Origin of the sequence: Paraburkholderia sp. SECH2 (genome assembly GCF_030464795.1) — a bacterium.
Taxonomy (GTDB): domain Bacteria; phylum Pseudomonadota; class Gammaproteobacteria; order Burkholderiales; family Burkholderiaceae; genus Paraburkholderia; species Paraburkholderia aspalathi.
Genome location: NZ_JALPRH010000020.1, coordinates 77,910 through 104,027, shown reverse-complemented (window position 1 = coordinate 104,027; position 26,118 = coordinate 77,910). Strand labels below are relative to the sequence as shown.

The 26,118-nt window shown below is 61.2% G+C and carries 23 protein-coding genes; 9 read left to right on the top strand and 14 right to left on the bottom strand.

Annotation, left to right across the window (positions count from 1 at the left end):
• Positions 1-41 precede the first annotated feature (41 nt).
• The 3 genes from boxB to M0D66_RS27360 form a co-directional block, all read right to left on the bottom strand.
• The gene (gene boxB / locus M0D66_RS27370) at positions 42-1,469 is read right to left on the bottom strand and encodes a benzoyl-CoA 2,3-epoxidase subunit BoxB (RefSeq protein ID WP_093643119.1); all 1,428 of its coding nucleotides are present in this window, start codon (positions 1,467-1,469) and stop codon (positions 42-44) included.
• 97 nt (positions 1,470-1,566) lie between these two features.
• Positions 1,567-3,237, bottom strand: a complete 1,671-nt coding sequence (gene boxC, locus M0D66_RS27365) for a 2,3-epoxybenzoyl-CoA dihydrolase (protein ID WP_093643122.1) — start codon at positions 3,235-3,237, stop codon at positions 1,567-1,569.
• A gap of 117 nt (positions 3,238-3,354) precedes the next feature.
• Positions 3,355-4,359 carry a helix-turn-helix transcriptional regulator gene (locus M0D66_RS27360; protein WP_266212145.1) on the bottom strand — a complete coding sequence of 335 codons (1,005 nt, stop codon included), beginning with the start codon at positions 4,357-4,359 and terminating at the stop codon, positions 3,355-3,357.
• A gap of 184 nt (positions 4,360-4,543) precedes the next feature.
• Between M0D66_RS27360 and M0D66_RS27355 the strand changes: the two genes are divergently transcribed.
• The 4 genes from M0D66_RS27355 (at position 4,544) to M0D66_RS27340 (ending at position 8,896) form a co-directional block, all read left to right on the top strand.
• Positions 4,544-5,017: a DUF4863 family protein gene (locus M0D66_RS27355; protein ID WP_093643128.1), complete on the top strand. Its 474-nt coding sequence runs from the start codon at positions 4,544-4,546 to the stop codon at positions 5,015-5,017.
• A 95-nt stretch (positions 5,018-5,112) separates the two neighbouring features.
• Positions 5,113-6,705 (top strand): benzoate-CoA ligase family protein, encoded by a 1,593-nt coding sequence (locus M0D66_RS27350; RefSeq protein WP_256455327.1) that lies wholly within the window; start codon positions 5,113-5,115, stop codon positions 6,703-6,705.
• An 8-nt stretch (positions 6,706-6,713) separates the two neighbouring features.
• A complete protein-coding gene (locus tag M0D66_RS27345) occupies positions 6,714-7,544 on the top strand; it encodes an alpha/beta fold hydrolase (protein WP_266212124.1) in 831 nt (276 codons plus the stop codon).
• A 473-nt stretch (positions 7,545-8,017) separates the two neighbouring features.
• Positions 8,018-8,896, top strand: a complete 879-nt coding sequence (locus tag M0D66_RS27340; RefSeq protein WP_093643137.1) for a prohibitin family protein — start codon at positions 8,018-8,020, stop codon at positions 8,894-8,896.
• Between the two features lie 56 nt (positions 8,897-8,952).
• On the opposite strand, the gene M0D66_RS27335 is transcribed toward M0D66_RS27340, so the two are convergent.
• The 3 genes from M0D66_RS27335 to M0D66_RS27325 all read right to left on the bottom strand — a co-directional run bounded on the left by M0D66_RS27335 (position 8,953) and on the right by M0D66_RS27325 (position 12,881).
• Complete coding sequence (locus M0D66_RS27335) at positions 8,953-10,323, bottom strand: gluconate:H+ symporter (RefSeq protein WP_093643140.1); 1,371 nt, start codon at positions 10,321-10,323, stop codon at positions 8,953-8,955.
• Between the two features lie 78 nt (positions 10,324-10,401).
• The gene (locus M0D66_RS27330) at positions 10,402-11,517 is read right to left on the bottom strand and encodes a porin (RefSeq protein WP_200651138.1); all 1,116 of its coding nucleotides are present in this window, start codon (positions 11,515-11,517) and stop codon (positions 10,402-10,404) included.
• A gap of 161 nt (positions 11,518-11,678) precedes the next feature.
• A complete protein-coding gene (locus tag M0D66_RS27325; RefSeq protein WP_266212122.1) occupies positions 11,679-12,881 on the bottom strand; it encodes an aminotransferase class V-fold PLP-dependent enzyme in 1,203 nt (400 codons plus the stop codon).
• 118 nt (positions 12,882-12,999) lie between these two features.
• Between M0D66_RS27325 and M0D66_RS27320 the strand changes: the two genes are divergently transcribed.
• From M0D66_RS27320 to M0D66_RS27305, 4 genes are all read left to right on the top strand, one after another.
• Positions 13,000-13,863 carry an IclR family transcriptional regulator gene (locus M0D66_RS27320; RefSeq protein ID WP_200618887.1) on the top strand — a complete coding sequence of 288 codons (864 nt, stop codon included), beginning with the start codon at positions 13,000-13,002 and terminating at the stop codon, positions 13,861-13,863.
• A 105-nt stretch (positions 13,864-13,968) separates the two neighbouring features.
• A complete protein-coding gene (locus tag M0D66_RS27315) occupies positions 13,969-14,430 on the top strand; it encodes a RidA family protein (RefSeq protein WP_266212121.1) in 462 nt (153 codons plus the stop codon).
• A gap of 137 nt (positions 14,431-14,567) precedes the next feature.
• Positions 14,568-14,891 carry a hypothetical protein gene (locus tag M0D66_RS27310; protein WP_266212120.1) on the top strand — a complete coding sequence of 108 codons (324 nt, stop codon included), beginning with the start codon at positions 14,568-14,570 and terminating at the stop codon, positions 14,889-14,891.
• A gap of 75 nt (positions 14,892-14,966) precedes the next feature.
• On the top strand, positions 14,967-17,078 hold the full coding sequence (locus tag M0D66_RS27305; protein ID WP_211707851.1) for a phosphocholine-specific phospholipase C: 2,112 nt from the start codon (positions 14,967-14,969) through the stop codon (positions 17,076-17,078).
• Between the two features lie 105 nt (positions 17,079-17,183).
• On the opposite strand, the gene M0D66_RS27300 is transcribed toward M0D66_RS27305, so the two are convergent.
• The 8 genes from M0D66_RS27300 to M0D66_RS27265 are packed head-to-tail and all read right to left on the bottom strand — an operon-like array spanning position 17,184 to position 24,158.
• Positions 17,184-18,473 carry an MSMEG_0569 family flavin-dependent oxidoreductase gene (locus tag M0D66_RS27300; RefSeq protein WP_266212119.1) on the bottom strand — a complete coding sequence of 430 codons (1,290 nt, stop codon included), beginning with the start codon at positions 18,471-18,473 and terminating at the stop codon, positions 17,184-17,186.
• Positions 18,474-18,499: 26 nt separating this feature from the next.
• Positions 18,500-18,784: an MSMEG_0570 family nitrogen starvation response protein gene (locus tag M0D66_RS27295; protein ID WP_093643161.1), complete on the bottom strand. Its 285-nt coding sequence runs from the start codon at positions 18,782-18,784 to the stop codon at positions 18,500-18,502.
• Between the two features lie 17 nt (positions 18,785-18,801).
• Positions 18,802-19,977 carry an MSMEG_0565 family glycosyltransferase gene (locus M0D66_RS27290; protein WP_266212118.1) on the bottom strand — a complete coding sequence of 392 codons (1,176 nt, stop codon included), beginning with the start codon at positions 19,975-19,977 and terminating at the stop codon, positions 18,802-18,804.
• Positions 19,974-20,960: a sll0787 family AIR synthase-like protein gene (locus tag M0D66_RS27285; protein ID WP_266212117.1), complete on the bottom strand. Its 987-nt coding sequence runs from the start codon at positions 20,958-20,960 to the stop codon at positions 19,974-19,976. The genes M0D66_RS27290 and M0D66_RS27285 overlap by 4 nt, the downstream gene beginning before the upstream one ends.
• A complete protein-coding gene (locus M0D66_RS27280) occupies positions 20,957-21,556 on the bottom strand; it encodes an MSMEG_0567/Sll0786 family nitrogen starvation N-acetyltransferase (protein ID WP_266212116.1) in 600 nt (199 codons plus the stop codon). The genes M0D66_RS27285 and M0D66_RS27280 overlap by 4 nt, the downstream gene beginning before the upstream one ends.
• Before the next feature lie 2 nt (positions 21,557-21,558).
• Entirely contained in the window at positions 21,559-22,629 is a 1,071-nt protein-coding gene (locus tag M0D66_RS27275; protein WP_266212143.1) for an MSMEG_0568 family radical SAM protein, read from the bottom strand.
• Complete coding sequence (locus M0D66_RS27270) at positions 22,622-23,656, bottom strand: Nit6803 family nitrilase (RefSeq protein ID WP_211702422.1); 1,035 nt, start codon at positions 23,654-23,656, stop codon at positions 22,622-22,624. Before M0D66_RS27270 ends, M0D66_RS27275 begins: the two co-directional genes overlap by 8 nt.
• Before the next feature lie 19 nt (positions 23,657-23,675).
• Positions 23,676-24,158: an MSMEG_0572/Sll0783 family nitrogen starvation response protein gene (locus tag M0D66_RS27265; RefSeq protein ID WP_054040483.1), complete on the bottom strand. Its 483-nt coding sequence runs from the start codon at positions 24,156-24,158 to the stop codon at positions 23,676-23,678.
• A gap of 347 nt (positions 24,159-24,505) precedes the next feature.
• Between M0D66_RS27265 and M0D66_RS27260 the strand changes: the two genes are divergently transcribed.
• Positions 24,506-25,897 carry a PLP-dependent aminotransferase family protein gene (locus tag M0D66_RS27260; protein WP_093643179.1) on the top strand — a complete coding sequence of 464 codons (1,392 nt, stop codon included), beginning with the start codon at positions 24,506-24,508 and terminating at the stop codon, positions 25,895-25,897.
• The last annotated feature ends 221 nt before the right edge of the window (positions 25,898-26,118 follow it).

Here is a 26,118-nt window from a genome sequence, read left to right as displayed (position 1 = left end):
ATTCGTGCGAATACGACGCCGCACGTTTTCAATCGCCGTGCTCAGTTAAAGCGCACGTATTCGAAATCGACCGGCTGACGATTCACGCCCATTGCCGGCGGCGCAATCCAGTTCGCGAACTTGCCCGGTTCGACGACGCGACCCATCAGCGAGGCGACATACGCACGATCTTCCGGCGAGGCGAGCCACTTCGCTTCATTGGCGGCCCATTCGGTCTCGCTGATCACGCGCCCGTCCGGCGACACACGCGTACCTGCAAACGTGCCGATCTGCCGGTTGAACGCTTTATGCGGCACTGTCATGCGGAAATCGATGCCAGCCTTTTCGAGCACCTTGTTCCAGCGGCCGACACCCGCCACCGAATCTTTAATGTAGTCGTCGCGCAGCACTTCATTCATCGCGTTGAGCATCGGCACTTCGCGCTCGACCAGTTTGCCGTCCTGCACGTCGAGCAGCTTGTAGCTTTGACCGTTCAATTGATGATCGTCGTCGCGCTTGTTCTCTTCATAGCGGCCCTTCAGGCCCGAGCTGTAGAACGTAGCCGCATTAGACGAATGATCGGCGCCGAACAGATCGATCGTCACCGAGTAATGGAAGTTCAGATAACGCTGGATGGTCGGCAGATCGATCACACCCGCCGCGCGAATCTTCGCGACGTCGTCCGTGCCCAGTTCGTTCATCACTTGCGCCGTGCGCTGGATCACGCGCGACACACCCGATTCGCCGACGAACATGTGATGCGCTTCTTCGGTCAGCATGAACTTGGTGGTGCGTGCAAGCGGATCGAAACCCGACTCGGCGAGCGCCGACAACTGGAATTTGCCGTCGCGGTCGGTGAAGTACGTGAACATGTAAAACGCGAGCCAGTCCGGCGTTTTCTCATTGAAGGCGCCGAGAATACGCGGATTATCTTCGTCACCCGAACGGCGGCCGAGCAGTGCCTCTGCTTCCTCGCGACCATCGCGGCCGAAGTAACGGTGCAGCAGGTACACCATCGCCCACAGGTGGCGGCCTTCTTCCACATTCACCTGAAACAGGTTGCGCAGGTCGTACATCGACGGCGCGGTCAAACCCAGATGCCGTTGCTGCTCGACCGAAGCCGGCTCCGTATCACCTTGCGTGACGATAATTCGGCGCAGATTCGCACGATGCTCGCCAGGCACGTCCTGCCACGCAGCCTCACCCTTGTGCTCGCCGAAATGAATCTTGCGGTCCTGTTCGCCGGGCGTGAGGAAAATGCCCCAGCGATAGTCCGGCATCTTCACGTGATCGAAATGCGCCCAACCGCCCGCGTCGACACTCACCGCCGTGCGCAGATACACGTCATAGCCATGCGAGCCTTCAGGGCCCATATCGCCCCACCATGACAGAAAATTCGGCTGCCATTGCTCCAGCGCGCGTTGCAGTGCACGGTCGTCGGCGAGATTGACGTTGTTCGGAATCTTTTCGCTGTAGTTGATCGTAGACATGGTCGGTTCCTTGGTCGGAATACAGAGCTTGCGGATGAGAGGCGCGTATCAGGCAGGTGGCGTCGGTTTCAGTTACGTTGCGTCGCATCGAGAAGAATCAAACGCGCGAGACGTCGAATTGCGCCTTGCTGCCTTTGCCGTACACCTTGAGCGCGCCCTTCTCACCCACTGCGTTCGGCCGGTTAAAGATCCAGTTCTGCCATGCGGTGAGACGCCCGAAAATACGCGTCTCCATCGTTTCCGGGCCGTTGAAGCGCAGATTCGCTTCCAGTCCGGTCAATGCATCCGGCGACATCGCCGCGCGCTCTTCGAGCGCGATGCGGATTTCGTCGGCCCAATCTATATCGTCGGGCGACGCCGTCACGAGGCCAAGGCGCTCGGCTTCAACTGCTTTGATCGCCTGGCCGATCTTCGAACGCACCGCGTCGAGCGGTTCGGCTTCTTCATAGAAGCGACGAGCCAAACGTGATTGATGCGTGACCATCGGATAGAGACCGAAGTTGACTTCCGAGAGCGTGATCGCCGGCTCTTCGTCTTCGTTGCTCGTCAGTGCCGCCATATAGCTGCGGTCGCAGGCAAACGCGAGTTCGGCGAAGGTGCCGGCAAAACACGAACCCGGCTCGATCAGCGCGAACAGCGAACGCGACGACACGTCGATACGTGCCAGCGTGCGGCGCAAGAGGCCGATCGTCTCGCGCACGAACCAATGGTCCTTGTGCTGCATCAGGGTAGCGTCGGTGGCGAGCAGATTACGGGCATCGCCTTCGGTCTTGAAGACCCAGGTGCCAACCTCGAGCTCGTTGGTGCGCATCGAGAGGATCGCGTCGTCGAGTTCGCGGGCGAACTGCAATGGCCACCAGCTCGTGCCGGCGGCGACGATCGCGTCGATCTCGGTAGGTTGTCCGGCTTGTGGCGCTTTCGCCGTGAAGGTGGCGATGCGCTTCGCACGATCGATCGTAACGTCGAGTGTTTTATAAGTCAGGCCGTCTTCGCGGTTGGTGCGTTCGATACGCGTGAGCATGACGCCTGGTGCGTCCGACGGGCGATCGCTTTGTTCGGCGAGTTCAAGCGCGCGCGCCTGAATCGTCTGATCGAACTGATTCGGCTTCACGACTTCATCCACGAGACGCCATGCTTTCGCCCGCTCACCGCGAATGCCTTCGACCACAGTACAGAAGATGTCCGCACGATCGTGACGCACCTTGCGTTTGTCGGTAACACGCGTCAGGCCGCCCGTACCCGGCAGCACGCCCAGCAGCGGCACCTCCGGCAGCGAAACCGACGACGAGCGGTCATCCACGAGATAGATCTCGTCGCAAGCGAGCGCGAGTTCGTAACCACCGCCGGCGCATGCACCGTTCACGGCGGCGAGAAACTTCAGACCTGAATGACGCGATGAATCTTCGAGACCGTTGCGCGTTTCGTTGGTGAATTTGCAGAAGTTGACCTTCCAGGCGTGCGTGGACAAACCCAGCATGAAGATGTTCGCGCCCGAGCAGAACACGCGATCCTTCAAGCTCGTCAGCACCACCGTTTTGACTTCAGGATGCTCGAAGCGGATGCGTTGTATCGCGTCGTGCAGTTCGATGTCGACGCCAAGGTCGTATGAATTCAGCTTCAGCTTGTAGCCGTCCCGGATCCCGCCGTCCTCGGCGATGTCGATGCCAAGGGTCGCGACAGGACCGTTGAAACTCAGCTTCCAATGCTTGTACTGCGAAGGATCGGTGCGGTAGTCGACCGGCGCGATGGCGGTTTCTGCTGTGGACATGGGGCGTCTCCTGACTGGACGATGCAAAACTTGTTTTTTGAACAATAGTGCATCGTCATCCCCGAGTAAAGCATTTTAGTGCATGTTTGCTAGTAAACCCTAGGCTCGCACTGCATTTCAGCTCACCCGTACTTCATCCGGCGATTCTGCAGCGAGCCTTGCAGCCAGCCGGTCGCGCAGCTGCAAGTAGGCGTCGGCCAAGGTTTTTTCGCTGGTGTCGAAGGTCATGTCGGCGCGGCCGTACAGTTCGCTACGCCCGGCCAGGATGCGCTTCAGGTCATCCATCGCCTCCTTGTTACCGGACATCGGCCGCAGATCGCCCTGCGCGACGACGCGGCGCATATGCTCTTCCGGCGTGGCCTGCAGCCATACGGTAAAGCAGTGTGACAGGAGTGCATTGAAGGTGCCCGACTCCGACACCAGCCCACCCGGCGACGCGATCACAGCGCGCTCATGCTCGTGAATCACCGCCTCCAGCGCGCGGTGCTCATAACGCCGGTAAGCGCTCGCACCGTAAAGCGAATGAATCTCCGACGGCGGACAGCCGGCGAGTTGCTCGATCACCCGCGTCAGCTCGACGAACGGCACTTTGCGCTCCTGCGCCAGCATCCGGCCGAAGGTCGACTTGCCGGCCCCGCGCAGGCCGATCAGCGCGATCCGGTCCTTGCGATGCGGGTCACGCGGCGCCTGCGCGAACATCTCGGCAAGCGCCACGCGGGCGCGCTGCAGCGCCGCCTGGTCGCGACCCTGCAGCAGTTCACGGATCAGCAGCCATTCGGCGGAAGCCGTGGTTTCGTCGCCGATCACTTCGGCCAGCGGGCAGTTCAGCGTCGCCGCGATTTGCCGCAACACCAGCACCGATGCGTTGCCCATGCCCGACTCCAGATTCGCCAGATGACGCTCCGACAAGCCGGTTTCAGTCGCCAGCGTCTTGCGTGTCATGCCACGGCGCGCGCGCAGCAAACGCACGCGATCACCCATCGCGGTTAGAAAAGGATCGCGCTCCTCGCGCTCCGCCCCACGCTCAGCCCCGCTGTCGGCACCGCGGCTGGCCCCGGTGGCGCGGCTCGCGTCCTCATCGGCAGGATCGTCCAGTGGCGCGGAAGAGTAATTTTGGTTCATGTTTAACTGCCTATTGAATACGTTACATGTACTATAGTGCTTGACATGGCATTGGTGAACAGTTAATTTTCGCCAAATATTGATCCAATAACAAACGCTGTCGAGGTTTTTCGGCGGCGTCACGGAGACGGCGCAACGGCACGCATGAATTAAGGTGCGTGCGCGTGCTGATCTGGAGGCTTGCATGTCCCCACATGACTTTCAACGCCTGATTGCGGGCGTGACAGAGCAACTCGCCGGCCGCCCGCTCGACGGCACGCTGACCACGTGGCTCAACGACACGTATCCCGCAAACGGCGCGACCTTCCGCGAACTGGCGGATGCCTGCCGCACCGGCGTGGCCGAAGGCTGGCTGTGCAATCGCGAAGGCGGCGGCATTCGTTATGGCCGGATCTTCAAGGCCTTGCCAGAGACCCACGGCTTTTCCGTCGACGTGGTCGATATGAAGGATATTGCCGGTCCGCATCACGTGCATCCGAACGGCGAAATCGATCTGATCATGCCGCTCACCGAAGGCGCCACCTTCGACGGTCATCCGGCCGGTTGGTGCGTGTACGGTCCCGGCAGCGCGCATCGGCCGACCGTTGCGAATGGGCAGGCGCTGGTGCTGTATCTGCTGCCGCAAGGCGCGATCGAATTCACGCCCACCGCAGCGTAGCGGCACGAGACAAGCTTCACGCGATCAGACAGTAAGCATCGAGCGGATCAAGAGCACATAACCGCCAGACCGCCCCCACCCGATGGAGGAGACATATGGAAGCCCTGCTGGAAACGGCTGCGAGTCGGCCCGCGCCGACTGTCGAAGCGCCGCCCGCGATATTCAATTTCGCGGCCTACCTGTTTGGACTGAATGAAGCGCGCGCCGCCAAGACTGCCTATATCGACGACACCGGCACGACCACCTACGGCGAACTCGAAGAACGGGCCCGGCGCTTCGCAAGCGCACTGCGCACGCTTGGCGTGCATCCGGAAGAACGCGTGCTGCTGGTGATGCTCGATACCGTCGAACTGCCGATCGCCTTTCTCGGTGCGCTCTATGCAGGCGTCGTGCCGGTCGTCGCGAACACGTTGCTCACCACGGCCGACTATGTGTACATGCTGACGCATAGCCATGCGCGCGCCGTGATCGCATCGGGCGCATTGCTGCCGAGTGTCACGCAGGCGATGGATACCACCGAACACGACGGTTGCCAGTTGATCGTTTCACAGCCGCCTGAAGGCGAGCCTGTAACGGCGCCATTGCTTAAAGATCTGATCGACGCGGCCACACCGGCCACCAAGCCTTCTGCGACAGGTTGCGACGATATCGCGTTCTGGCTGTATTCGTCCGGCTCGACGGGCAAACCGAAAGGCACCGTCCATACGCACGCAAATCTGTACTGGACTGCCGAGTTGTACGCGAAGCCGATTCTTGGCATCGTCGAAAGCGATGTGGTTTTCTCGGCGGCCAAGTTGTTCTTTGCATATGGTTTGGGCAATGGCTTGACGTTCCCGCTTTCGGTTGGCGCCACGGCTGTATTGATGGCCGAGCGTCCCACCGCCGACGCGATTTTCACGCGCCTCGTGCGGTATCGCCCGACCATTTTTTACGGCGTACCGACGCTCTACGCGAGCATGCTCGTCTCGCCCAACCTGCCCGCGCGCGCCGATGTCGCGATGCGCGTGTGCACCTCGGCGGGCGAAGCGCTGCCGCGTGAAATTGGCGAGCGCTTCACCGCGCACTTCGGCTGCGAAATTCTCGACGGCATCGGTTCGACCGAGATGCTGCATATCTTCCTGTCGAATCGCGCGGGCGAAGTCGAGTACGGCACCACGGGCCGGCCCGTTCCCGGCTATGAAGTCGAATTACGCGACGAAGCCGGACATCCGGTGCCCGACGACGAAGTCGGCGATCTGTTTATCAAAGGACCGAGCGCGGCACTCATGTACTGGAGCAATCGCGAGAAGTCGCGCGCCACGTTCCTCGGCGAGTGGATCCGCAGCGGAGATAAGTACCGTCGTCTCGCGAACGGCTGTTACGTGTACGCGGGCCGCAGCGACGACATGCTGAAAGTGAGCGGCCAGTACGTATCGCCCGTCGAAGTGGAGATGGTTCTGGTGCAGCACGACGCGGTGCTGGAAGCCGCGGTGGTCGGTGTCGATCACGGCGGCCTCGTGAAGACCCGCGCGTTCGTGGTCCTGAAGCGTGAATTCACACCGTCTGAGATACTCGCGGATGAGTTGAAGAATTTCGTCAAAGGACGGCTCGCGCCGCACAAGTATCCGCGCGATATCCTCTTCGTCGACGATTTGCCGAAAACCGCTACCGGCAAGATTCAACGCTTCAAACTGCGCGAACAGTCATAAGGTGATCCATGCAGAACCCCGCAACCGCAACCCTTGCTAGCGAATTCGCAGAACTGCCCGCCACGGCATCGCATCGGCCGTTGCGCATCGAATATCGCTGGGTGAATGAAGCGGCGGCCAATGCACCGATCGCCGTCTTCCTGCACGAAGGACTCGGCTCGATCTCGATGTGGCGCGACTGGCCGCAGGCTTTGTGCGAGCGGCTCGGCATGCGTGGTCTCGTTTATTCGCGACCCGGTTATGGACTATCCACACCGCGTGCGCACGACGTCAAATGGCCGGTCGATTTCATGACCTCACAAGCGCGCGACATCCTGCCCGCGTTGCTCGATGCGCTCGATATCAGCACGCAGGAGCGCAAGCGCATGTGGGTGATCGGCCATAGCGACGGTGGCTCGATCGCGCTGCTCTACGCGGCGCAGCATCCGGATGAATTGGCCGGCGCGATAGCAATCGCACCGCATGTATTCGTCGAAGACATCTCTGTGGAAAGCATCGCGCAAACCAAGCAACTCTACGAGACCACCGATCTGCGCAGCAAACTAGCCCGCTATCACGCCGACGTCGATTCCGCGTTCTATGGCTGGAACGATATCTGGCTGAATCCGGCGTTCAGGGAATGGCGCATCGTGGATGAACTCGCCGCCATCCGGCAACCTTTACTCGCAGTGCAAGGCCACGACGACAACTACGGCACCATGGCGCAGATCGATACGATCGGCGAGCGCGTGCCGCATGCGCAATTGGTGAAGCTCGATGCTTGCGGACACTCGCCACATCGCGATGCACCGGATGCGTTGAATGACGCGATTGCGACGTTCGTTGCAAAACAGCGCTAGCCCGAAACGACCGCACCGAAACGCCGTACAACTGCGCCGCCCCCGGTGCAGTTTTTTATGCGACATAAATAGAAAAGCGTGCCACTTGCAAAGCACCTCCACGATCAAGCGCTTTAATCCTTCGCTCTAAAAGATACCGTTGCACAAGCATTCAATATGCTTGTAGACTTCGCCACAACTTCGCTGATTTCCTTAATCACCAGAAACATAAAAAACAACAAATTCGCTTAATGATTTCGCACCGCTTCAATGCAAACGAACAAACTGGCGTTCTTTGATAACACTCGGTCATACGGTCTATTGAGTGCGCTCATCGCGCTGCGCCGGGCGGCTCAGCCAGTTCGTTCCCATTTCAGATTCGCCAAACGCTCTTTCCGCTTTCCGTCTCACCTCCGCATGAGGCCGGTCGAACGACGTGTGTAACCAACCGGTCATTCTCTCCTTTTGTGTTCTCTCACCTGAAGATCATCGACATGGGCCAGATTATTGTTGTTCTTTTCTTCGCCGCCATTATCGGCGCGGCAGCTGTATTCGCTTCTAAATCGCTGCGCAAAGACCATGAGCCGCAAATGCGCTACGGCGTTATCACATTCGTCCTGGTTGTAGCTGTCGGCATGCTGTTTTCGTGCTTTACGCAGGTCTCGCAATCGCGCATCGGCGTAGTCACAACCTTCGGGCATATCGAATCGGACACGCTGTCCGAGGGCCCTCACCTCGTCAGCCCGGTATCGCGCGTGCATGAGGTATTCATTGGACTCGACGTCGCCAAGGTAGAAGGCGCGCAAGCTGCATCGAAAGACCTGCAGTCGGTGCATACCGACCTGACGATGAACTATCGCGTTGATCCCAACAAGGTTCGCGCACTGTTTGCGATGGCGCCGTCGCTCGAATATGAGGCGTCGTATGTGCAGCCTGCGATGTTCGAAGTGTTCAAGGCGGTCGCCGCGCGCTACACCGCGGAAGAACTCGTCACAAAGCGCCAGCAGGTATCGACCGACATCATGAGCGGCTTGATCACCAAGCTCAAAGGCTACGGCTTTCTGATTCAGGACATCAACATCACCAACTTCAAGTTCAGCGCCGCATTCGATCAGGCGATCGAGGCGAAGGTCACCGCCAGCCAGCGCGCCGAACAGGCCGAGCGCGAACTCGCGCGCGTGAAGTTCGAAGCGGATCAGCAGATTGCCAAGGCACGCGGTGAAGCGGAATCGATCGCGATTCAGGCGCAGGCCGTCAAGACCAACGGCGGACAGGAGTATCTGCAGTTGCAGGCGATCAATCGCTGGGACGGCAAGCTGCCGACCTATATGGGCGCCGGTGCGCCGCTGCCTTTTCTGAACATCGAGAAGTAAGGCGCAACGTGGCCGCTGCCCGATGGATGGGCAGCGGCGTTTCTACCTCTCCCCGCTCAAATCACGGTCGAAAGTCCCAACGTCAATACGAGCGCCGTGACCGAAATGATCGTTTCGCAAACGGTCCACGTCTTGAAGGTTTGCGGCACAGTCATCCCGAAGTACTCCTTCACCAGCCAGAACCCGCCGTCGTTCACGTGCGACAGAATCAGCGATCCCGCGCCGGTGGCCAGCACCAGCAACTCGGGCCGCACACCGCCCGCCGTACCCACCGCCGCTGCCGCGATCGGTGCAATGATGCCGGCCGCCGTTGCCATTGCCACAGTCGCCGAACCCGTCGCCACACGAATCAACGCCGCCACCAGCCACGCGAGAATCAGCAGCGGCACATGCGCGCCCGTCGCGACATCGACGATCGCCTTCGACGCGCCGCTATCGATCAGGATGCGCCCGAAGCCCGCGCCCGCTCCCACCACCAGCGTGATACTTGCCGTCGGCGCCAGACACTCGTTGGTGAACTTGAGGATCTGCTCGCGATTAAAGCCACGCGACTTGCCGAACGTGTAGAAGCTCAACAACACAGCCAGCAACAAAGCCATGTCCGGATGGCCGATCAGACGCAGCGCGTTGTTCATCGACGATTTGGCCGGCACAATCAAATCCGCCCAACTGCCGACCAGCATCAACAACACCGGCAACAGCACCGTCAACAACGTAATGCCGAAGCCCGGCAGTTCCTGATGCGAGCGCTTCGCGTCCTGTTCGATGAACTGCTGCGCCATCGGGTTAAAGCCGTCGAGCACGACAAAGCGCGCGATCAGCTTCGAGAACAGCGGGCCGGCCACAGCCGCGGTCGGAATGCCGACGATCAGCGCGTAGAAAATCGTGTGACCGATATCCGCGTTGTAGGCCGTGACCGCGAGCAACGCAGCCGGGTGCGGCGGAATCAGACCGTGGACGACGGACAAACCCGCCACCATCGGAATGCCGACGCGAATCATCGACGTGCCGGTCCGCTGGGCGACGTTGAATGCAATCGGAATCAGCAGCACGAAACCGACTTCAAAAAACACCGGCAGGCCGACGAGGAACGCGATGCACATCATCGCCCAATGCACGTTCTTCGGCCCGAACAGATCGATCAGCGTACGCGCGATACGTTCGGCGCCGCCCGATTCGGCCATCATCTTGCCGAGCATCGTACCGAGCCCAACCACGATGGCAATATGGCCGAGCGTGCCGCCCACGCCGGTTTCGAACGACTTGAGAATCGACGTCGCCGGCATGCCGACGGCGAGTGCCAGCGCCACCGAAACCATCATCAACGTGATGAACGGATTCATCTTGAAGCGCGCGATCAGCACGACCAGCGCGATGATGGCAATCAATGCATAGACGAGTAACAGACTTCCTTGAACGGTCGCCATAGGTGCTCCTGAAGAGAAAGAGCCGCGCCGCAGCTTCCGTTAAGCGGAATGTTGTACGCAGCGGCGCGGGCGGCAGACTTAGAACTTGTGGCGAATGCCGGCAACGGTCACGAACTGGCCGTTGTTGCTCGACGGATTCGAAATGCCTTCGACCCATGCGTGCGAACCGGACGCGCGTTGGTAGATGCCGTTCAGGTAGAGGTCCGTGGTCTTCGACAGGAAGTACTCGCCGCCCACGCTCAGCTGGTTGTAGTGAGCGTTGGTTGCCGTAGTGCCGCTGGTGTTCTGCGTCGTGTAGATGTAGCCGAGCGCGAGCAAGGTAGCCGGCGTGAACTGATACTTCAGGCTGGCTTCGTAGTTGGCGAAACGCAGGCTGCCGCCGCTCAACAACTGGAACTGCGAGTTCGTGTACAGCAGCGCGACGGTTGCCGGGCCGAACACGTACGAACCGCCCGCGCCCCACACCTGGTTGCGCTTCACGCCGCTGATGATCGACGAACTGGTGCTGTAGTAGTTGTCAGACGGCGCCGCGCCCGCGGTGCTGGTAGCCGGCTGATTGACCAGCGAGTATGCCGCGTCCAGGTGCAGGGGACCGTTCACGTAATCGGCGCCGACGCTCCATGCGCGGTTATTGGCGAACTCGCCCGCCGTATTCGAGAACGCGTACATCGCGTTCGCGGTGAAGCCGGCATAGGTCGGCGTGGTGTACTTGACCGCATTGTTGGTGCGGTACGTGTTGTTGATATCGTCGTTGTCGTAGATCGCGTTGCCGTACTGGCTCATCGCGCCGACGCCATTGATCTGCATGTTCGACAGATAGTCCTGCACGCTGTTGTACTGACGGCCGAGCGTGATCGTACCGGCCTTGCTGTTGGAGAGCGCCACCCATGCGCTACGGCCAAAGATGCGGCCGCCCTGACCGGCTGCGCCACTCTCCAGGCTGAAGCCGTTTTCGAGCTTGAACAGAACCTTGTTGCCGCCGCCCAGATCTTCGCTGCCGAGCAGGCCCCAACGCGAGCCCTGCACATTACCCTGCGTCGCCTGATAAGCCTTCTCACCCTTCTGATTATTGGTGAAGGTAAAGCCGGCATCGACAATGCCGTACAGCGTCACGCTGCTTTGTGCGTGGGCGGCCTGCGCGGCGAGTCCGGCGGCAGCGAAAGCGATGGCCGTACGAAGAATCTGCTTGTGCATCATGGTTTCCTCAAGTCGAAAGAAAAGCGAACGCCGGTCACACAATGGTGTTCCGGCGATATGAGTAGTACTAAGCGGGCAAGTCAAAGCGGCACCGGAATGAAATCCGGCGCTACGGTCAAACAACGGTCATCGATCAATCGATATGAACCGGGAGAGAATCAACCCGGCCAATTACGGCGCGCCGTAATGCGGCGCGCGTCGCGCTGGTAAAACGGCGTAACCACGGGTTCGGGCGACTGTCGTGCGCGCTCGAGCTCGGCAGTCAGCCGCGCCAGTACGATCTGCTCTTCGCCCGGGTGCAGATTGCACGGGTCGATGAAAAAGAAATGCAGTTCCGCTTCGTGATCGCGCACGATCACCGGCGCCTCGCCTTCGGGTGGCCGCGCGAGCGCATCGGCGAGATCCCATGCAGTGATACGGGCCTGCCGGGGATCGATATGCAGTTTCAGACGATCGAGCGGATTGCCGGTCGGATCGGCGTCGATCTCAGCCCAGACGCCGTGGCAACGATTCAAGGTCTCGCGCCACAGCGTGAGATAGCCGCGTTCGCGAGCGCGAACCGCGACATGGTCGCGCTGCTGCCATTGTTCGAGCGCGGTAATCGCGCCCACCATACCTTCCTTGCCGACTTTCATGCCGCGGCCAATGCCGCCGTTCTGGAAATACGCGGCACGTACCAGCGTTTTCTTACCCGCGACGATGCCGGCAGTCAGTCCACCGAGAAATTTGTGCGCCGAATAAAGCGCAAAATCGGCGCCGGCTTCAATAAAGCGTTTGAGGTCGTATTCGGAAGCCGCGTCGACGATCACAGGCACACCCTTCGCGTGCGCAACCGCAATGAATTCTTCGAGCGGGATCATGCCGAATTGCACCGTATGATGCGAGACCACGTAGAGTGCCGCAGCCGTGCGTTCGGTGATGGCGGTATTCAGCTGATAGCCGTGCGCTTCGGTTGCAGCGCCCACCGGCACGACGCGCGCGCCGGACAAACGGATCGCCTGGTCCACCGGTGCGCCATAATTGACGAGGTGACCGGTTTGAATCACGACTTCGTTGCGCTGCAGGGCGCTCGTATCGGGCAACCGTTCGATCAGGCCGTGGTCGTCGCCCGTCATGGTCGCGGCGATGCACAACGTGATCGCCGCCGAGCACGACGCGGTGATATACCCGGCTTCGCTGCCGCACGCCTCGGCAATCGCCGCTGAGGCTCTGCGTTGCAGATCGTCGATCTCGACGAATTGCGGCAGCACCTGCGCTACCGCGTCGATTACCGGCGCGCTAACGATGGACGCGCCCAGACTCGTCATCGTGCCTGAAGCATTGATGACAGGGCGTAAGCCAAAGCGAGAGCGAATGTCCATGAAGCGCCTCCGACCGGGTATTTCTTAATTATGGAATATATGTTGTAATTGCGGATCAGTCTAGCATACAATCACCCTGCGTCAACTGGACAAAAACATCTCGCGTCAGAGGAGCACGATGGCTCGCACGTCCCGACCTTCCGCGTCCGAAGCAGTACCCGCGGCGCCTTCAGCCAGCACCGAAGCACAGGCTGAAACTGCCGCGCCGCGCACGCGCACCAGCGCGATCGAGCGCGCCGTGCAGATTCTCGACGCGCTCCAGCAGGCAAACCGCCCGGCCACCGCGTATGAAGTCGCGCGCATGGTCGGCGCGCCGCTGTCCACCGTGTATTCGATCATCAACGATCTGGTCGAGAAGAACCTGTTGGCGCGGCGCATGGACGGCACGATCTGGCTCGGCTCGCGTCTGTACGGCTACGGTTTGACGTACGCCAGCTCGCTCGACTACCTCGCGGTCGCTCATGAAGAAATGCAGCGGCTCTCCGCCGAAGTCGAAGAAACCGTGCAGGTCTGCGGACTCGAAGACGGCATGATGGTCGTCCAGCAAATGGCCGAAGGGCCGGGGCATTTCCGCGTGACCTCGCGAGTGGGCAGCCGCGTGCCGCTCAACTGGACCGCGTCCGGACGCCTGCTCGTCGGGCATCTGCCGGATGCCGAACGGGTCGCGTTTTTTGCGCAGCACGCGCAAAGCTCGCCGACCGGTCGTGCGGAAACCCGGCCGCAAGTGCTCGCGCAGATTGCCCGCGAGGCGCTGGAGGCGCGGCTGTCGATTCAGATCGGCGAATCGGATGCGTCCGTGGCGTGTCTCGCGGCGCCCGTGCTCGACAACACCGGCGCGTGCGTTTTCACGATTTCGATCGTGATGCCCGAGGCGAAAGCCGAGCTTGGCACCGAACGGTTCGCACAGGCTGTGCAGGCGGTGGCCGCCCGGATCGAAGCACGTCTCGGCTGGCGGCATCGCGAGCAGGACCCGGCGGCGTAAGGCCGCCCCGGGCCCGAAGCACGAAGAAGCATTAAAGAAGCATTAACTCCAAACCCGCGCGCAACGCTGACTCCTTAAAGACCGCTCACCATCACTTCCCCACCGATGAACTGCTACGACCGGCTGCACACGCGCGGCCTCAAGCTCCCGCAAGTGCCGACGCCGATCGGCAATTTCACGCACTGCACGCGCGAGGGCAATCTGCTGTTCCTATCCGGCCAGGGTCCGCTCGACGAATCCGGCTCGCTGATGACCGGCAAGGTCGGCGCCACCGTCAGTGCGGACGAAGCGTACCGGCACGCTCAGATGGTCGGCCTGAATCTGCTTGCCGTGCTGCATAACGAACTGGGCGATTTACGGCGCGTGAAGCAGGTCGTCAAGCTGCTGGGCATGGTCAACGCGACGCCGGATTTCACCGAGCATCCACGCGTGATCAACGGCTGCTCGGATCTGTTCGTCGATGTATTCGGCGATGCCGGTCGGCATTCCCGCTCGGCGGTCGGCGTGGGCTCCCTGCCGGGCAATATTACCGTCGAGATCGAGGCGATCGTCGCGATCCAGGATTGACCGACGCCCAATTCTCAACAAATACCCAAATTTCCACATCTTCACAAAAGTTACACAGGTAAGCGACTATTCTTGCGCATCGCTGACCTGGGCGCGTGGATGCCCTGGCGCATCCTCCCCGTGCCGGAGACATTGCCATGTCCGTTGTGTCGAAGCCGTCCATTGCCCTCTATCGCAAACGTTTGGCGGGCGCACTGGCCGCCGCGTCGCTCTGCATGCTGCTCGGCGCTTGCGGCAACGACGATCACGCACCGGACACGAGCACCACCAGTTCTACCGACAGCGCCGGCGATAACGGCGGCGCTTCACAGGTTCTGTCAGCGAATCCTTCTTCCGCTTCACCAGCGTTACCCGCAGTCACGATTCAAACCCCAGCACTGCCCGCATCAAGCGCCGACGCGGCGCTGTCCGCTGCCGCTTCGACGCCGCTCGCTACACCCGTCATCCACACCGTAGATTGAGTTCCGCGCCCCATGCGGCGCGTGGCTCACACGCCGCATGGCTCGTTCCTCTTATGAAGATCGAAAGCCAAAACCATGACTTCAAAAAATCGCCGTGATTTTCTGCGCTCCGCCGCGCACGCCGCCGGTTCCGCCACCGCGTTGAGCATGTTGCCGCTGGGCATTCGCAACGCCCTCGCCATTCCAGCCAACAATAAGACCGGCACGATCCGCGACGTCGAGCATATCGTCGTGCTGATGCAGGAAAACCGCTCGTTCGACCACTACTTCGGCACGCTCAAGGGCGTACGCGGTTTCGGCGACACGCGCGCAATCAACCTGCCCAACGGCAAGCCGGTGTGGTACCAGCCGCTTGCCGCGGACGTCGGCTACGTGTTGCCGTTCCGCCCCACCGCGCCGAACCTCGGCCTGCAATTCCTGCAGGACCTCGCACACGACTGGACCAGCACACACGCTGCATGGAACGGTGGCCGCTACGATCAATGGGTGCCGTCCAAGGGCACCACGACGATGGCCTACCTCACGCGCGACGACATTCCGTTTCACTATCAACTCGCCGACGCCTTCACGATCTGCGACGCGTACCACTGCTCGCTGATGGGCCCGACCGACCCGAACCGTTACTACATGTGGAGCGGCTGGGTCGGCAACGACGGCAACGGTGGCGGCCCGGTGATCGACAACTCGGAACTCGGCTACGGCTGGTCAACATATCCGGAAGTGCTGCAGAACGCCGGCATCACCTGGAAGATCTATCAGGACATGGGTACAGGACTCAACGCCAGCGGCTCGTGGGGCTGGACGCAGAATCCGTACATCGGTAACTACGGCGACAACTCGCTGCTCTACTTCAACCAGTACCGCAACGCGCAACCGGGCAACCCGCTGTACGACAATGCCCGCACCGGTACGAACGTGGCGAACGGCGACGGCTACTTCGACATCCTCAAGCGCGACGTGCAGAACAACGCGCTGCCGCAAGTCTCGTGGATCGTCGCGCCGGAAGCGTATTCCGAGCACCCGAACTGGCCGTCGAACTACGGTGCGTGGTATGTCGATCAGGTTCTGCAGATTCTCACGTCGAATCCTGAGGTGTGGAGCAAGACGGTACTGCTGATCAATTACGACGAAAACGACGGCTTCTTCGATCATATGGCGCCGCCGTTCGCGCCGGCATCGAGCGCAAACGGTTTGTCGACCGTCGACACCAGCAATGAAAACTATGCGGGCAGCGGCAACACGCCGGCGGGTCCGTACGGACTCGGACCGCGTGTGCCGATGCTGGTGGTCTCGCCGTGGTCGAAAGGCGGCTACGTGTGCTCGGAACTGTTCGACCATACGTCGGTGATCCGCTTTATCGAAAAGCGCTTCGGCCAGCAGCACAATCTCGGCGAATCGAACATCACACCGTGGCGTCGTGCAGTGTGCGGCGATCTGATGTCGGCGTTCAACTTCAGCACCCCGAACGACGCGTTCCCGACTCTGCCGAGCACGGCCGGCTATGTGCCGCCCGATCAGAATCGTCATCCGGACTATGTACCGCTGCCGCCGCTCGTACAAGCCGTGCCGAAGCAGGAACCCGGCGTGCGCCCGGCGCGCGCGCTGCCGTACGAACTGTTCGTACGCGTGCACGGTGAAGGCGCGGAGAACAAGCTGACGATGCGTTTCGTCAATTCGGGCCGCGCGGGCGCCGTGTTTCTCGTCTATGCAGCCAATGGTCTCGCTGCGCCGCTGACCTACACGGTTGAAGCCGGCAAGCGGTTGCAGGATCAACTGCCGTTGAATATCGACGGCACGTACGATTACACGGTGTACGGCCCGAACGGTTTTCTGCGCCGCTTCGCGGGCAAGCCGGTCGCAAGAAGCTGGTGGCACGGCTCCGACATTGCACGGCCGGAAGTCGCCGAAGGCTACGACGTCGCCAACGGCAATCTGCAATTGCGACTGGAAAATGTGGGCAGCGCGCGCTGCCAGTTCACCATCGTCAATGCCTATGACGCGCACAACGTGGTCAAGCATTCGGTGCGCGGCGGCGATACTGAACAGCTGTACCTCGATCTGCGTAACGCATACGGCTGGTACGACCTTGTGATCACCGTCGACACGGATCCGTCGTTCGCACGACGCTTCGCCGGACACGTGGAAACCGGCCGGAGCAGCATGAGCGATCCGGCACTGGGGAGCTAAGCTTCAGTTCGGTTTCGATTCAGTCCGTACGAAAAGAAGCGGCCGCTGCGATAAAAAGCAGCGGCCGTTTTTTTGCCTTCACGTCTTGATGTGTAAGCCTTAATCTCAAGCCGCCACAGCCGACCTCACCGACTCACGCTCGCGCATTTTCTCTCGAATCGCCTGTACGACGAACTCCGCGTCGCGCGCGACGCCCGAGAAGCGCCCCGATCCCCATGTATGCAGCCACGGCAAACCGACGAAATACAAACCGTCGATCGGCGTAATGCCACGGGTATGCGCTGGATAACCACGACCATTGAACACCGGCGCGTCGAGCCAGCTAAAGTCGGGAGTAAAACCGATGCACCAGATAATTGCCGAAATGCCGCTAGTGTGGAGATCAAGTGTCGTACGTTCTTCGGCTGGTCTCCAGACGGGTTCGTAGACTTCACCCACCGGTGCGTCGATGCCATGCTTTTCAATGAAACCGTCAATGCTCGCGTTGATCCGGTTGTACGTGTCATCCGCGGCGTCGAGATTGGCGGCGAGCGTCGGGGCGAAATGGAATTGCCCGTCGCACAGGTCGTCGAGCCTGCCGTATAGCTCCATGCCTTCAGCGGCGAACTTGCGCAGATCGATGTCACGTCCGCCGTCGCGGCCGGTCACATAGTGATTGGTGTTGTCCCGCACGCCTTCGCGCAGGGGATGCTTTTCCACCGGCATGTCGTAATACTGCATGTCGGCGAGCCAATCGACCACGTCACGTCCCCGATAGAAACGCGCACAGCGTGGCGCCTCGCCGACCGCGAGCACAACCTTGCGTCCGGCCAAATGCAGGTCTTCCGCGATCTGCGCGCCGGATTGCCCCGTGCCCACTACCATGACCGCGCCGTCGGGCAAGGTCTCTGGATTCCGATACGCTGACGATTGCAACTGCACGATGCTTGCGGGCAAGCGCTCGGCGAGACGCGGCACGATCGGCGTGTGATAGCCACCCGAGGCGACCACGACCTGATCCGCTGTGAAATCGCCTTGCGTGGTCACGATCGCATAGACGCCGTCGTCGCGCTGCTTCACGCGTTTGACTTCCGCGTGCTCGATCACCGGTGCTTCGACGTGCGCGATGAAACCGTCGAGATAGCCGATGATCTCGTCCTTCTTCATGAACCCGTGCGGATCGTCTCCCAGGTAGGGGTAACCGGGCAACGCACACTGCCAGTTCGGCGTCACGAGACAGAACGCGTCCCAGCGTTGCTGCCGCCACGTATGCGTCACCGTGTTCTTTTCCACAACCAGATGGTCGATGCCGGCCTGCTTGAGGTAATAGCTGACCGACAGGCCCGCCTGCCCGCCGCCGATGACGAGCACGCTGTAATGCCCGTCAGCGCGCCCAGGATGGGTTGGATTCGACATGATGCGTCCTCTGCAAAAATAAGCGCCTAACTGAATTCGATAACCTTGACGGTCGCTTCGGGTCGATCGCGAAAACGCTCGGCTTCGCGTTCGATCTGCGCGAGCTGATCCATCGCCGCCGAGCAGGCAAAGCCGTACTTCTCGCGCACGCGCTCCGAAGCGATACCCAACGCCTGCCGCGAACGTTCGACGAAGTCGTCCAGCGCATAGGCCTCGCCAGGTTTGAAGAAATCACCAATGACGAGCGACGGCGAATAACAGTTCGCTTCATCGCCATCGGGCCACTGAATCCGAAAGTGCATGACAGGCATCGCAAATCCTCAATTGATCAATGAATAGCTAATGCGCGCGCTGCCAGCAATTGGCGGTACACGTCGACGTGACGCCGCGCGCTTGCGGCCCAACTAAAGCGTGCGAGTAACCTGGGCACGGCCTGCTCGAAATCAATTCGACTACCGCTGCCGCCGAGAGCACGTAGCAACGCCGCCGCTATCGACTCGACATCGGTCGGATTCGCCCAGTAACACGTGGAGTCGTCGAGATACTCGGTGAACGGCGCGATTGCCGAGGCAACCACCGGCGTGCCACTAGCAAGCGCCTCCAGCACCACCAGACCGAAGCCCTCGCGCAACGACACCATCGACAACACGTCTGCGCTGCGAAAGAGTGCGGGCATGGCGGCGTCTTCGAGCGGCCCGGTCACGACCACGCTTTCGCCCGGGCCAATTGACAGCCCCAACTCCGCAGCTCGCTTAATCACGCCACGGGCGTAGACGTCGTGGTCGAGCAGGCTCGCGCCGCCGGCAATCACAAGTTGCGCGCCCGGCAACGTGCGCAGCACCAACGCAAATGCTTCCAGCAGCGCGAGGGTGTTCTTGCGCGCTTCGATACCGCCCACTGAAAGTACGATCGGGCCACTATCAATACCCAAGCGCCGCGTGATCTGCGCGTCGTGCTCGTCTTGGTCAGGCGTGAAGCGCGCGATGTCGACACCGTTCGGCACCGTCAGCGCCGCAATACCGAGTGTCGAACGCATCTCTCGCGTCCATGTATCGCTGACACACAACACTTGCTCCGCATCCTCGTACGCCCGCCGCTGCCATGCAGCAAGACGGGGATCGTCGAAATGATCCAGGTGATGAACGGTGCGCATGAAACCACGAATGAGTCCTTGCGCTCTCAGTTCCGCGAGTGCGTTGCCGCTGATACTGTCCTGCGCGTGCAAGACATCAAACGACCACGCGTCGTGTTCCATCAAGGTCTGCTTGAATGCATGGATACGCGCCTCCACCATGGCAACCGTGCTGGTCTGCGATAGCGTGATCGGCGCATAGACCACGCGGCATGGCGGCAGGCGAAACAGCGTCTCGCCCGGCGCAGCCGGCGCAAACACGGTCACCTCATGACCGAGCGCGGTCAACGCGGTCGCCAGTTCAAGCGTATGCACAACCCCGCCACGCGGATTGACAGAATGCGTCAGCAACGCGATACGCAACGGGTTCATCGCAAACCGTCCTTCGCGATCATGAACGGCTCGCGATTAAAATCCCACAACACCGCCGGCTCATCGTGGTGACGCAAAACCACCTCACACGTCGCATCGACCGAACCGATCACCGCGCAAGCGAGCGAACGCGAATCGAACTGCGCCTGCACTGCGTCCACCTGCTCTTCCCGAACCGATAGCAGATAGCCGAAGCTCGGAAATGCGGTGACCCAACGCTCCAAGGGGACGTCCGCAGGCTTCGGAATACGCTCAAGATCGATCCGTGCACCCACTCTCGAGCACTCGAGCAGCATCAGCGCCGTGCCGAGTGTGCCGGCCATACTGATGTCCTTCGCCGCGTCGCATAAGCCACTTTCCGCTAACTGCGCAAGCAGCTCGAGATCCGCTCTCAAACGTTCAGGCGGCGCACCCACCGACGCATTCCAGAACGGATACGGTTCCTCGAAGTGCCCGCGCAGATCGACGGCCATCATCAAGCGGTCACCAGGCTTCGCATTGAAGCTCGACAAGAGCGCTTTCGCGCGCCCCACGATCGACACCGCCAGTTGCGCCGCATCGCTGCGCGTATTCGTATGACCGCCGACTAGCGGTACGCCATAAGCAACGGAGGCCGCCGCCATGCCGGCGAGCACCTCCTCGGCGGCGCCGATGCCTCGACTCCATAGCGCATCGACCACCGCCAGCGGCCGTCCGCCCATCGCGTAGATATCGCTGATGTTGACCATCACGCTGCTGTAGCCGGCGAACCACGGCATAGCGCTCACGAAATCGCTGACCATGCCTTCGATCGCGAACAACAGGTAGCCATCGCCATCGGCAATGGCCGCGCAATCGTCGCCAAGTGCAACAGCCTGAGCGAGGTCCTGCGTGCCACCAGGCAAACGCCGGGCGAGTGAGCCGACCACGTCGACGATATCTGTCTTGTGCCGAAACCCGCGACTCTCGCGCAGGCTGGCGACGAGATCGCCCACGCTTGTCATGCCGCGCTCCGTGCGGACGCTGCGCTATGCGGTTGAGTATGAGTCACGAAGCCGCTATACGGCGTCACGCACGGCGGATACCAATCGAGTTGCGCCTGCATCAGATGATGCGGCCGGCCCAACAACATTTCCTCTGCAAGCACGTCCCAATGCCTCGCGCAAAAGAGCGGCACGTTCTGGCTCTGCACGTGGGCGAGAAAAGTCTCGCAGCCGAGCGCATGGGCGCTGCTCACCGCGAGGCGAATCAGCGTCGCACCGATTTTTCCATGGCGGCGAAACGCAGCATGTACGGCAAGACGTGAACCGAACCACACGTTGCCCTCATCGCGATGAATCCGCACCGTGCCGACCACCTGCTCCGGCATGCCGGCGACACAGCTCACTGCCACCAGTTGCTGCGCGTGCGTGTCGATATCGTCGCGATCGTCGCCAACAAAAATGCCCTGCTCGATGCAGAACACCGCGCGCCGCAACTTGTACGCTTCATCGGCCTCCCAATCCAGCGTCGTCCACTTGATGCGGAATTCGCTCGGCGCATAGGGTGCGAAACCCACGTCGCCTTCCAGTGCCTCGCCTGCGATCGCCTCACCGAACATGATCACTCCTCGTACGACGACAACGACGAACACGCGCCGCATTTTCCGCAGCCGGCTTTGATATCGCTTGAGCGCATCGCGGCCACGTTCAGCATTGCGCCGAGCGGTTGCAGAACGGACTTCATGAATTCAGGCGTGGGTGCGGGATGATCTTCGAGCGGCGTCCCACTGATCGGCACGAAGGGCACAACGAACGGATAGACACCGAGCTCGATCAACTCGCGCGACATGGACAGAATGGCCTCCGCGCTATCACCAAGACCGGCGAGTATGTACGTACTCACCTGACCGCGTCCGAACACAGCAACTGCCGCCTTGAACGCTTCCATGTAGCGCGCCAGCGGCACGCTCGCCTTGCCCGGCATGATGCGTTCGCGCAACGCGGGCGTCACCACTTCGAGATGCATGCCGAGCGTATCGATGCCGCTCGCTTTCATGCGCGCGAACCAGCGGTCGTCGTCGGGTGGTTCGCATTGCGCCTGGATCGGCAGATCGACCGCCGCTTTGATAGCGAAGGCGCTTTCGCACAGAATCTGCGCGCCGCGATCGGACGTGGGCGGCGTGCCGGTGGTCAGCACCATATGCTTGACGCCGTCGAGCAATACGGCCGCGCGCGCCACTTCGGCCAATTGCTCCGGCGTCTTGCGCGCAATCGTGCGGCCTGCTGCGAGCGATTGCCCGATCGCACAGAACTTGCAACTCTTGCGACGACTCTCGTAGCGGATGCAGGTTTGTAGCACCGTCGTGGCCAACACGTCCGCACTATGCAGTGCGGCAATGTGCGAGTAAGGCACGCCGTCGAGCGTCTGCATGCCGTAAAAGCGCGGGGCTTTAGGAAAGCTGATATTGGCAATCGGGATCGTGCCGCGCAGCAAGGCGCTCGAGCCGTTTGCGTCCGGCGTCTGTGCGACGAACGGCGAGTGCCAGGCGGTGCTCGTAAGCACCGGCACCATGATCGTCACGCCGTCCACCGTCACAGCCTTGTGGTCCGATGGTCCTGCGCCGCCGCGCCGGCTCGCCGCGCCCGCATCCGGAGACACGAGCCGCAAACCAGCCGACTGCAATTCAGTCATCAATTGCCGGCTCGCTGCCGACAGTGTCTCGCTGGAGCTCATCGCGCCATCCCTCGTTTGAATTGAAACCCGTGCTCGAAGCACTGGACCAGGCCGGCATCGGCGCGACGGTTTCCGCCGGCCGCCGGTTGATCGCAAGACTCAGCAATTCCGGCCGCGCGTAGTGGCCGACCGAATCCATCATGCGTTTGCGCTTGGTGATCAAGGCCATGTCGAGATCGGCGATCACCATGCCTTCGCCTTCACGAAGCGGCTGCGCCAGATGCTGTCCTTCCGGCGACACGATCGCGGTGTTGCAGCCGCCACGCAGCGCCTTCTGCAAATTCGTATCGGGTGTGACCGAGGCAATCTGCACTTCGCTCAGCCAGCCCGTTGCATTGACCACGAAACAGCCCGACTCCAGTGCGTGATGCCGGATCGTCACTTCGATCTGATCGGCGAAGATCGGTCCCACCAGTGACCCGGGAAACTGGCTGCAATGAATCTCCTCGTGCTGCGTCATCAACGCATAGCGCGCGAGCGGGTTGTAATGCTCCCAGCACGCGAGCGCGCCGACACGCGCCACCGCCGTTTGCGCGACCTTCAGGCCGGCCGCATCGCCCTGCCCCCAGATCATCCGTTCATGAAACGTCGGCGTGATCTTGCGACGTTTGAGCACCAGTTGGCCGTCCACGTCGAAGATCAACTGCGTGTTGTAGAGGCTGCCGTGATCGCGCTCATTGACGCCGAGCACCACCACCATCCGATGCAAACGCGCCTGCTCGGCCACCGCTTGCGTCACCGGGCCCGGCACGATCACGGCTTCCTCGTAGAGCTTCATGTGATCGGCGCCGGAAGCAACCGGTGGACGCACGAAAGAAAAGTACGGGTAGTACGGCACGAAGGTTTCGGGGAATACGATCAGTTGCACGCCTTCGCGCGCAGCTTTCTCGATGGCCTCGCATACCTTCTCGAGGGTGCCGCCGCTGCGCTCGAAGTCCGGTGCGATCTGGACCGCGGCGGCACGCACGATGCGTTTGTCGGACATAGTGGTCACCCGCCTCTCGTCAAACCGTCCACGTGTGGATGATCAGCGCGTTGTCCTTGCGATGAAGCAGCTGGATATCGAGCACGTCGAGCGGACTGATCGGGCGAATACCTTCGATCAGCGACGCTTCGCCGTGCCCGTACAAGGCTTGCAGTGCGAAGCGGCAGGCGTACACCTTGCCGCCCTCTTCCATGAACTTCATCAGTTGCTTGTTGAAGTTAAGGTGGCCGGGGAACGCTTCGTCGCCGAGCGTTGGAAAGCCGCGTTGCAGACCGAGCGTGACGCCCGGCCCGTAAAGCAGCACCGACGTCTCGAAGCCCTTGCGTTGCAAGCGCGTAGCCTGCAACAGATTGACGAAACCGATCGACCCCTCGAACGCGACCGTATGAAACGTGACGAGTGCCTTCTCGCCTGGTTCGGCCTTCACGTCTTCGAAGACTTTCTCTTCGTAGTCGACAAGGTAATCGCCTTTCTGATGCAGCGGTTTATTGACGGCTGGCATGACACTCTCCGATCAGGGTTGCTAAGTGAAAGATGGCACGCTCAATCCGTGCGCGCTTCTCTCAATGCAACGGCCGTGCCATTGATCGATTACGCAAATGCGATCAATCAACAATCAATTCCGCCTCGATTCGACATGCGACTCGAAAAATTTTTAGGCGTGAAGCTTGCATATAGCCGGGACGTCGCGGGCAGGAGCCCTCGACCCCGCGATATCGCACCAGCCAAGTGCGATTTGCCTGCCGGGACGAGTCGGCGTGGTGCACTCATTCACCACGGACGATCAATCCGATCATTGATCGCATCTGGATGCGATCAATGACCTTCACCCCCAGCCGAAGGCTACAAATGAGCAGCCCGACACATCACTGGATCAAACGCCTCGCCGACACCCGCAAGCCGGCTTACCTCGCGATTCCCGATCTGATCGAAGAAGATCTGGCCACCGGCCGCCTGCGTCCACGCGACCGCTTGCCGGGGCTGCGTGATCTGGCCGAGGAACTCGCGCTGAACTACACGACGGTGGCGCGCGCATATGCGGAGGCGCGCAAGCGCGGCCTGCTCGATTCGCGCGCGGGCAGCGGCACCTTCGTGCGTGGTCGAACCGCCACCTTGCCGCTCGCCGGCGGCAGCAGCATCGAGATGTCGATGAATACGCCACCCGAGCCGCCCGATTTCGCGGCCCGTTTGCGCGATTCGGCAGCGCGCCTGATGAGCGGCAGCGATCCGTATCAGTTGCTGCGCTATCAGGACTTCGGCGGCTCGGCTGCCGACAAGGATGCGGGCGCAGAATGGCTGAAGCGGCGCGTGCCGCATTGCGACGCGCAGAACGTACTGGTGTGCCCCGGCATTCATAGCGCGCTGGTGGCGCTCGTCTCGCAGTTGGCGCGGCCCGGCGGCACGATCTGTCTCGACACGCTGGCTTACCCCGGCATCAAGGCCATTGCCGCGCAACTCGGCGTGCGTCTGCAGGCCCTGCCGCGCGACGACGAAGGCCCACTCGCACACGCCTTCGAAGCGCTCTGCAAGACCGACAAGCCGAGCGCGTTCTATTGCAATCCGACGCTGCAGAATCCGAGCACACTCACGCTCACGCACAAACGGCGCGAGGCGCTCGCCGACGTCGCGTTGCGCTACAGCGTTCCGATCATCGAAGACGATGCGTATGCGATGCTGCCGCAGAGTGCGCCCGATGCACTCGCGAGCTTCGCTCCCGAACTGACCTACTACGTAACGGGTTTATCGAAGAGTCTCGGCGCCGGTCTGCGAGTGGCGCATCTGCACGCACCGACTGCCAGGCAAACGCAGCGTCTCGCCGGCGCATTGCGCGCGACAACGGTGATGGCGAGTCCGTTCACCGTCACGCTCGCAACACAATGGATCGTCGACGGCACCGCGCTCGATATGCTCAACGCGATCCGCAACGAATCGCGCGCACGCCAGGCGATTGCATCGCGCATGCTCGAAGCGTGGCCTTACGAAGCGCACGCGGATGGCTTTCATTTGTGGTTGCCGGTGCCGGCCGAAAGCGGCTGGAGTGCATCCGAACTCGCATTGCAACTGCGCAACCAGGGCATCGCTGCCGTTGCAGGAGCGGCGTTTTCCACCGACGGCAATCCGCCGAACGCAATGCGTGTGTGCCTCGGTGGTTCAAAGACGCGCGACGAATGCGAAGAGGCACTGCGTATCGTGGGCGAGACACTCGACCACCCGCATCATCTGCATTCTCCGGTGATGTGAAACCATCTGTGCGCATCGGTATATAGCGTCATCTCCGGCGTTATCGTCATACGAATACAGCACCCTGCAACTCACTGCCAGGGCGCTGTTTCGGCATCCATTGAAAACCCCGCAGCGCGCGAAAAAGTGTGTAGCATCGCGCCGCGCCGCCACGAGCGGCGTTGCCGGCCGCCGTCAGAAACTGAAAGCATTACCTGCTCAAGTCCCCACTGCCGGCGCCG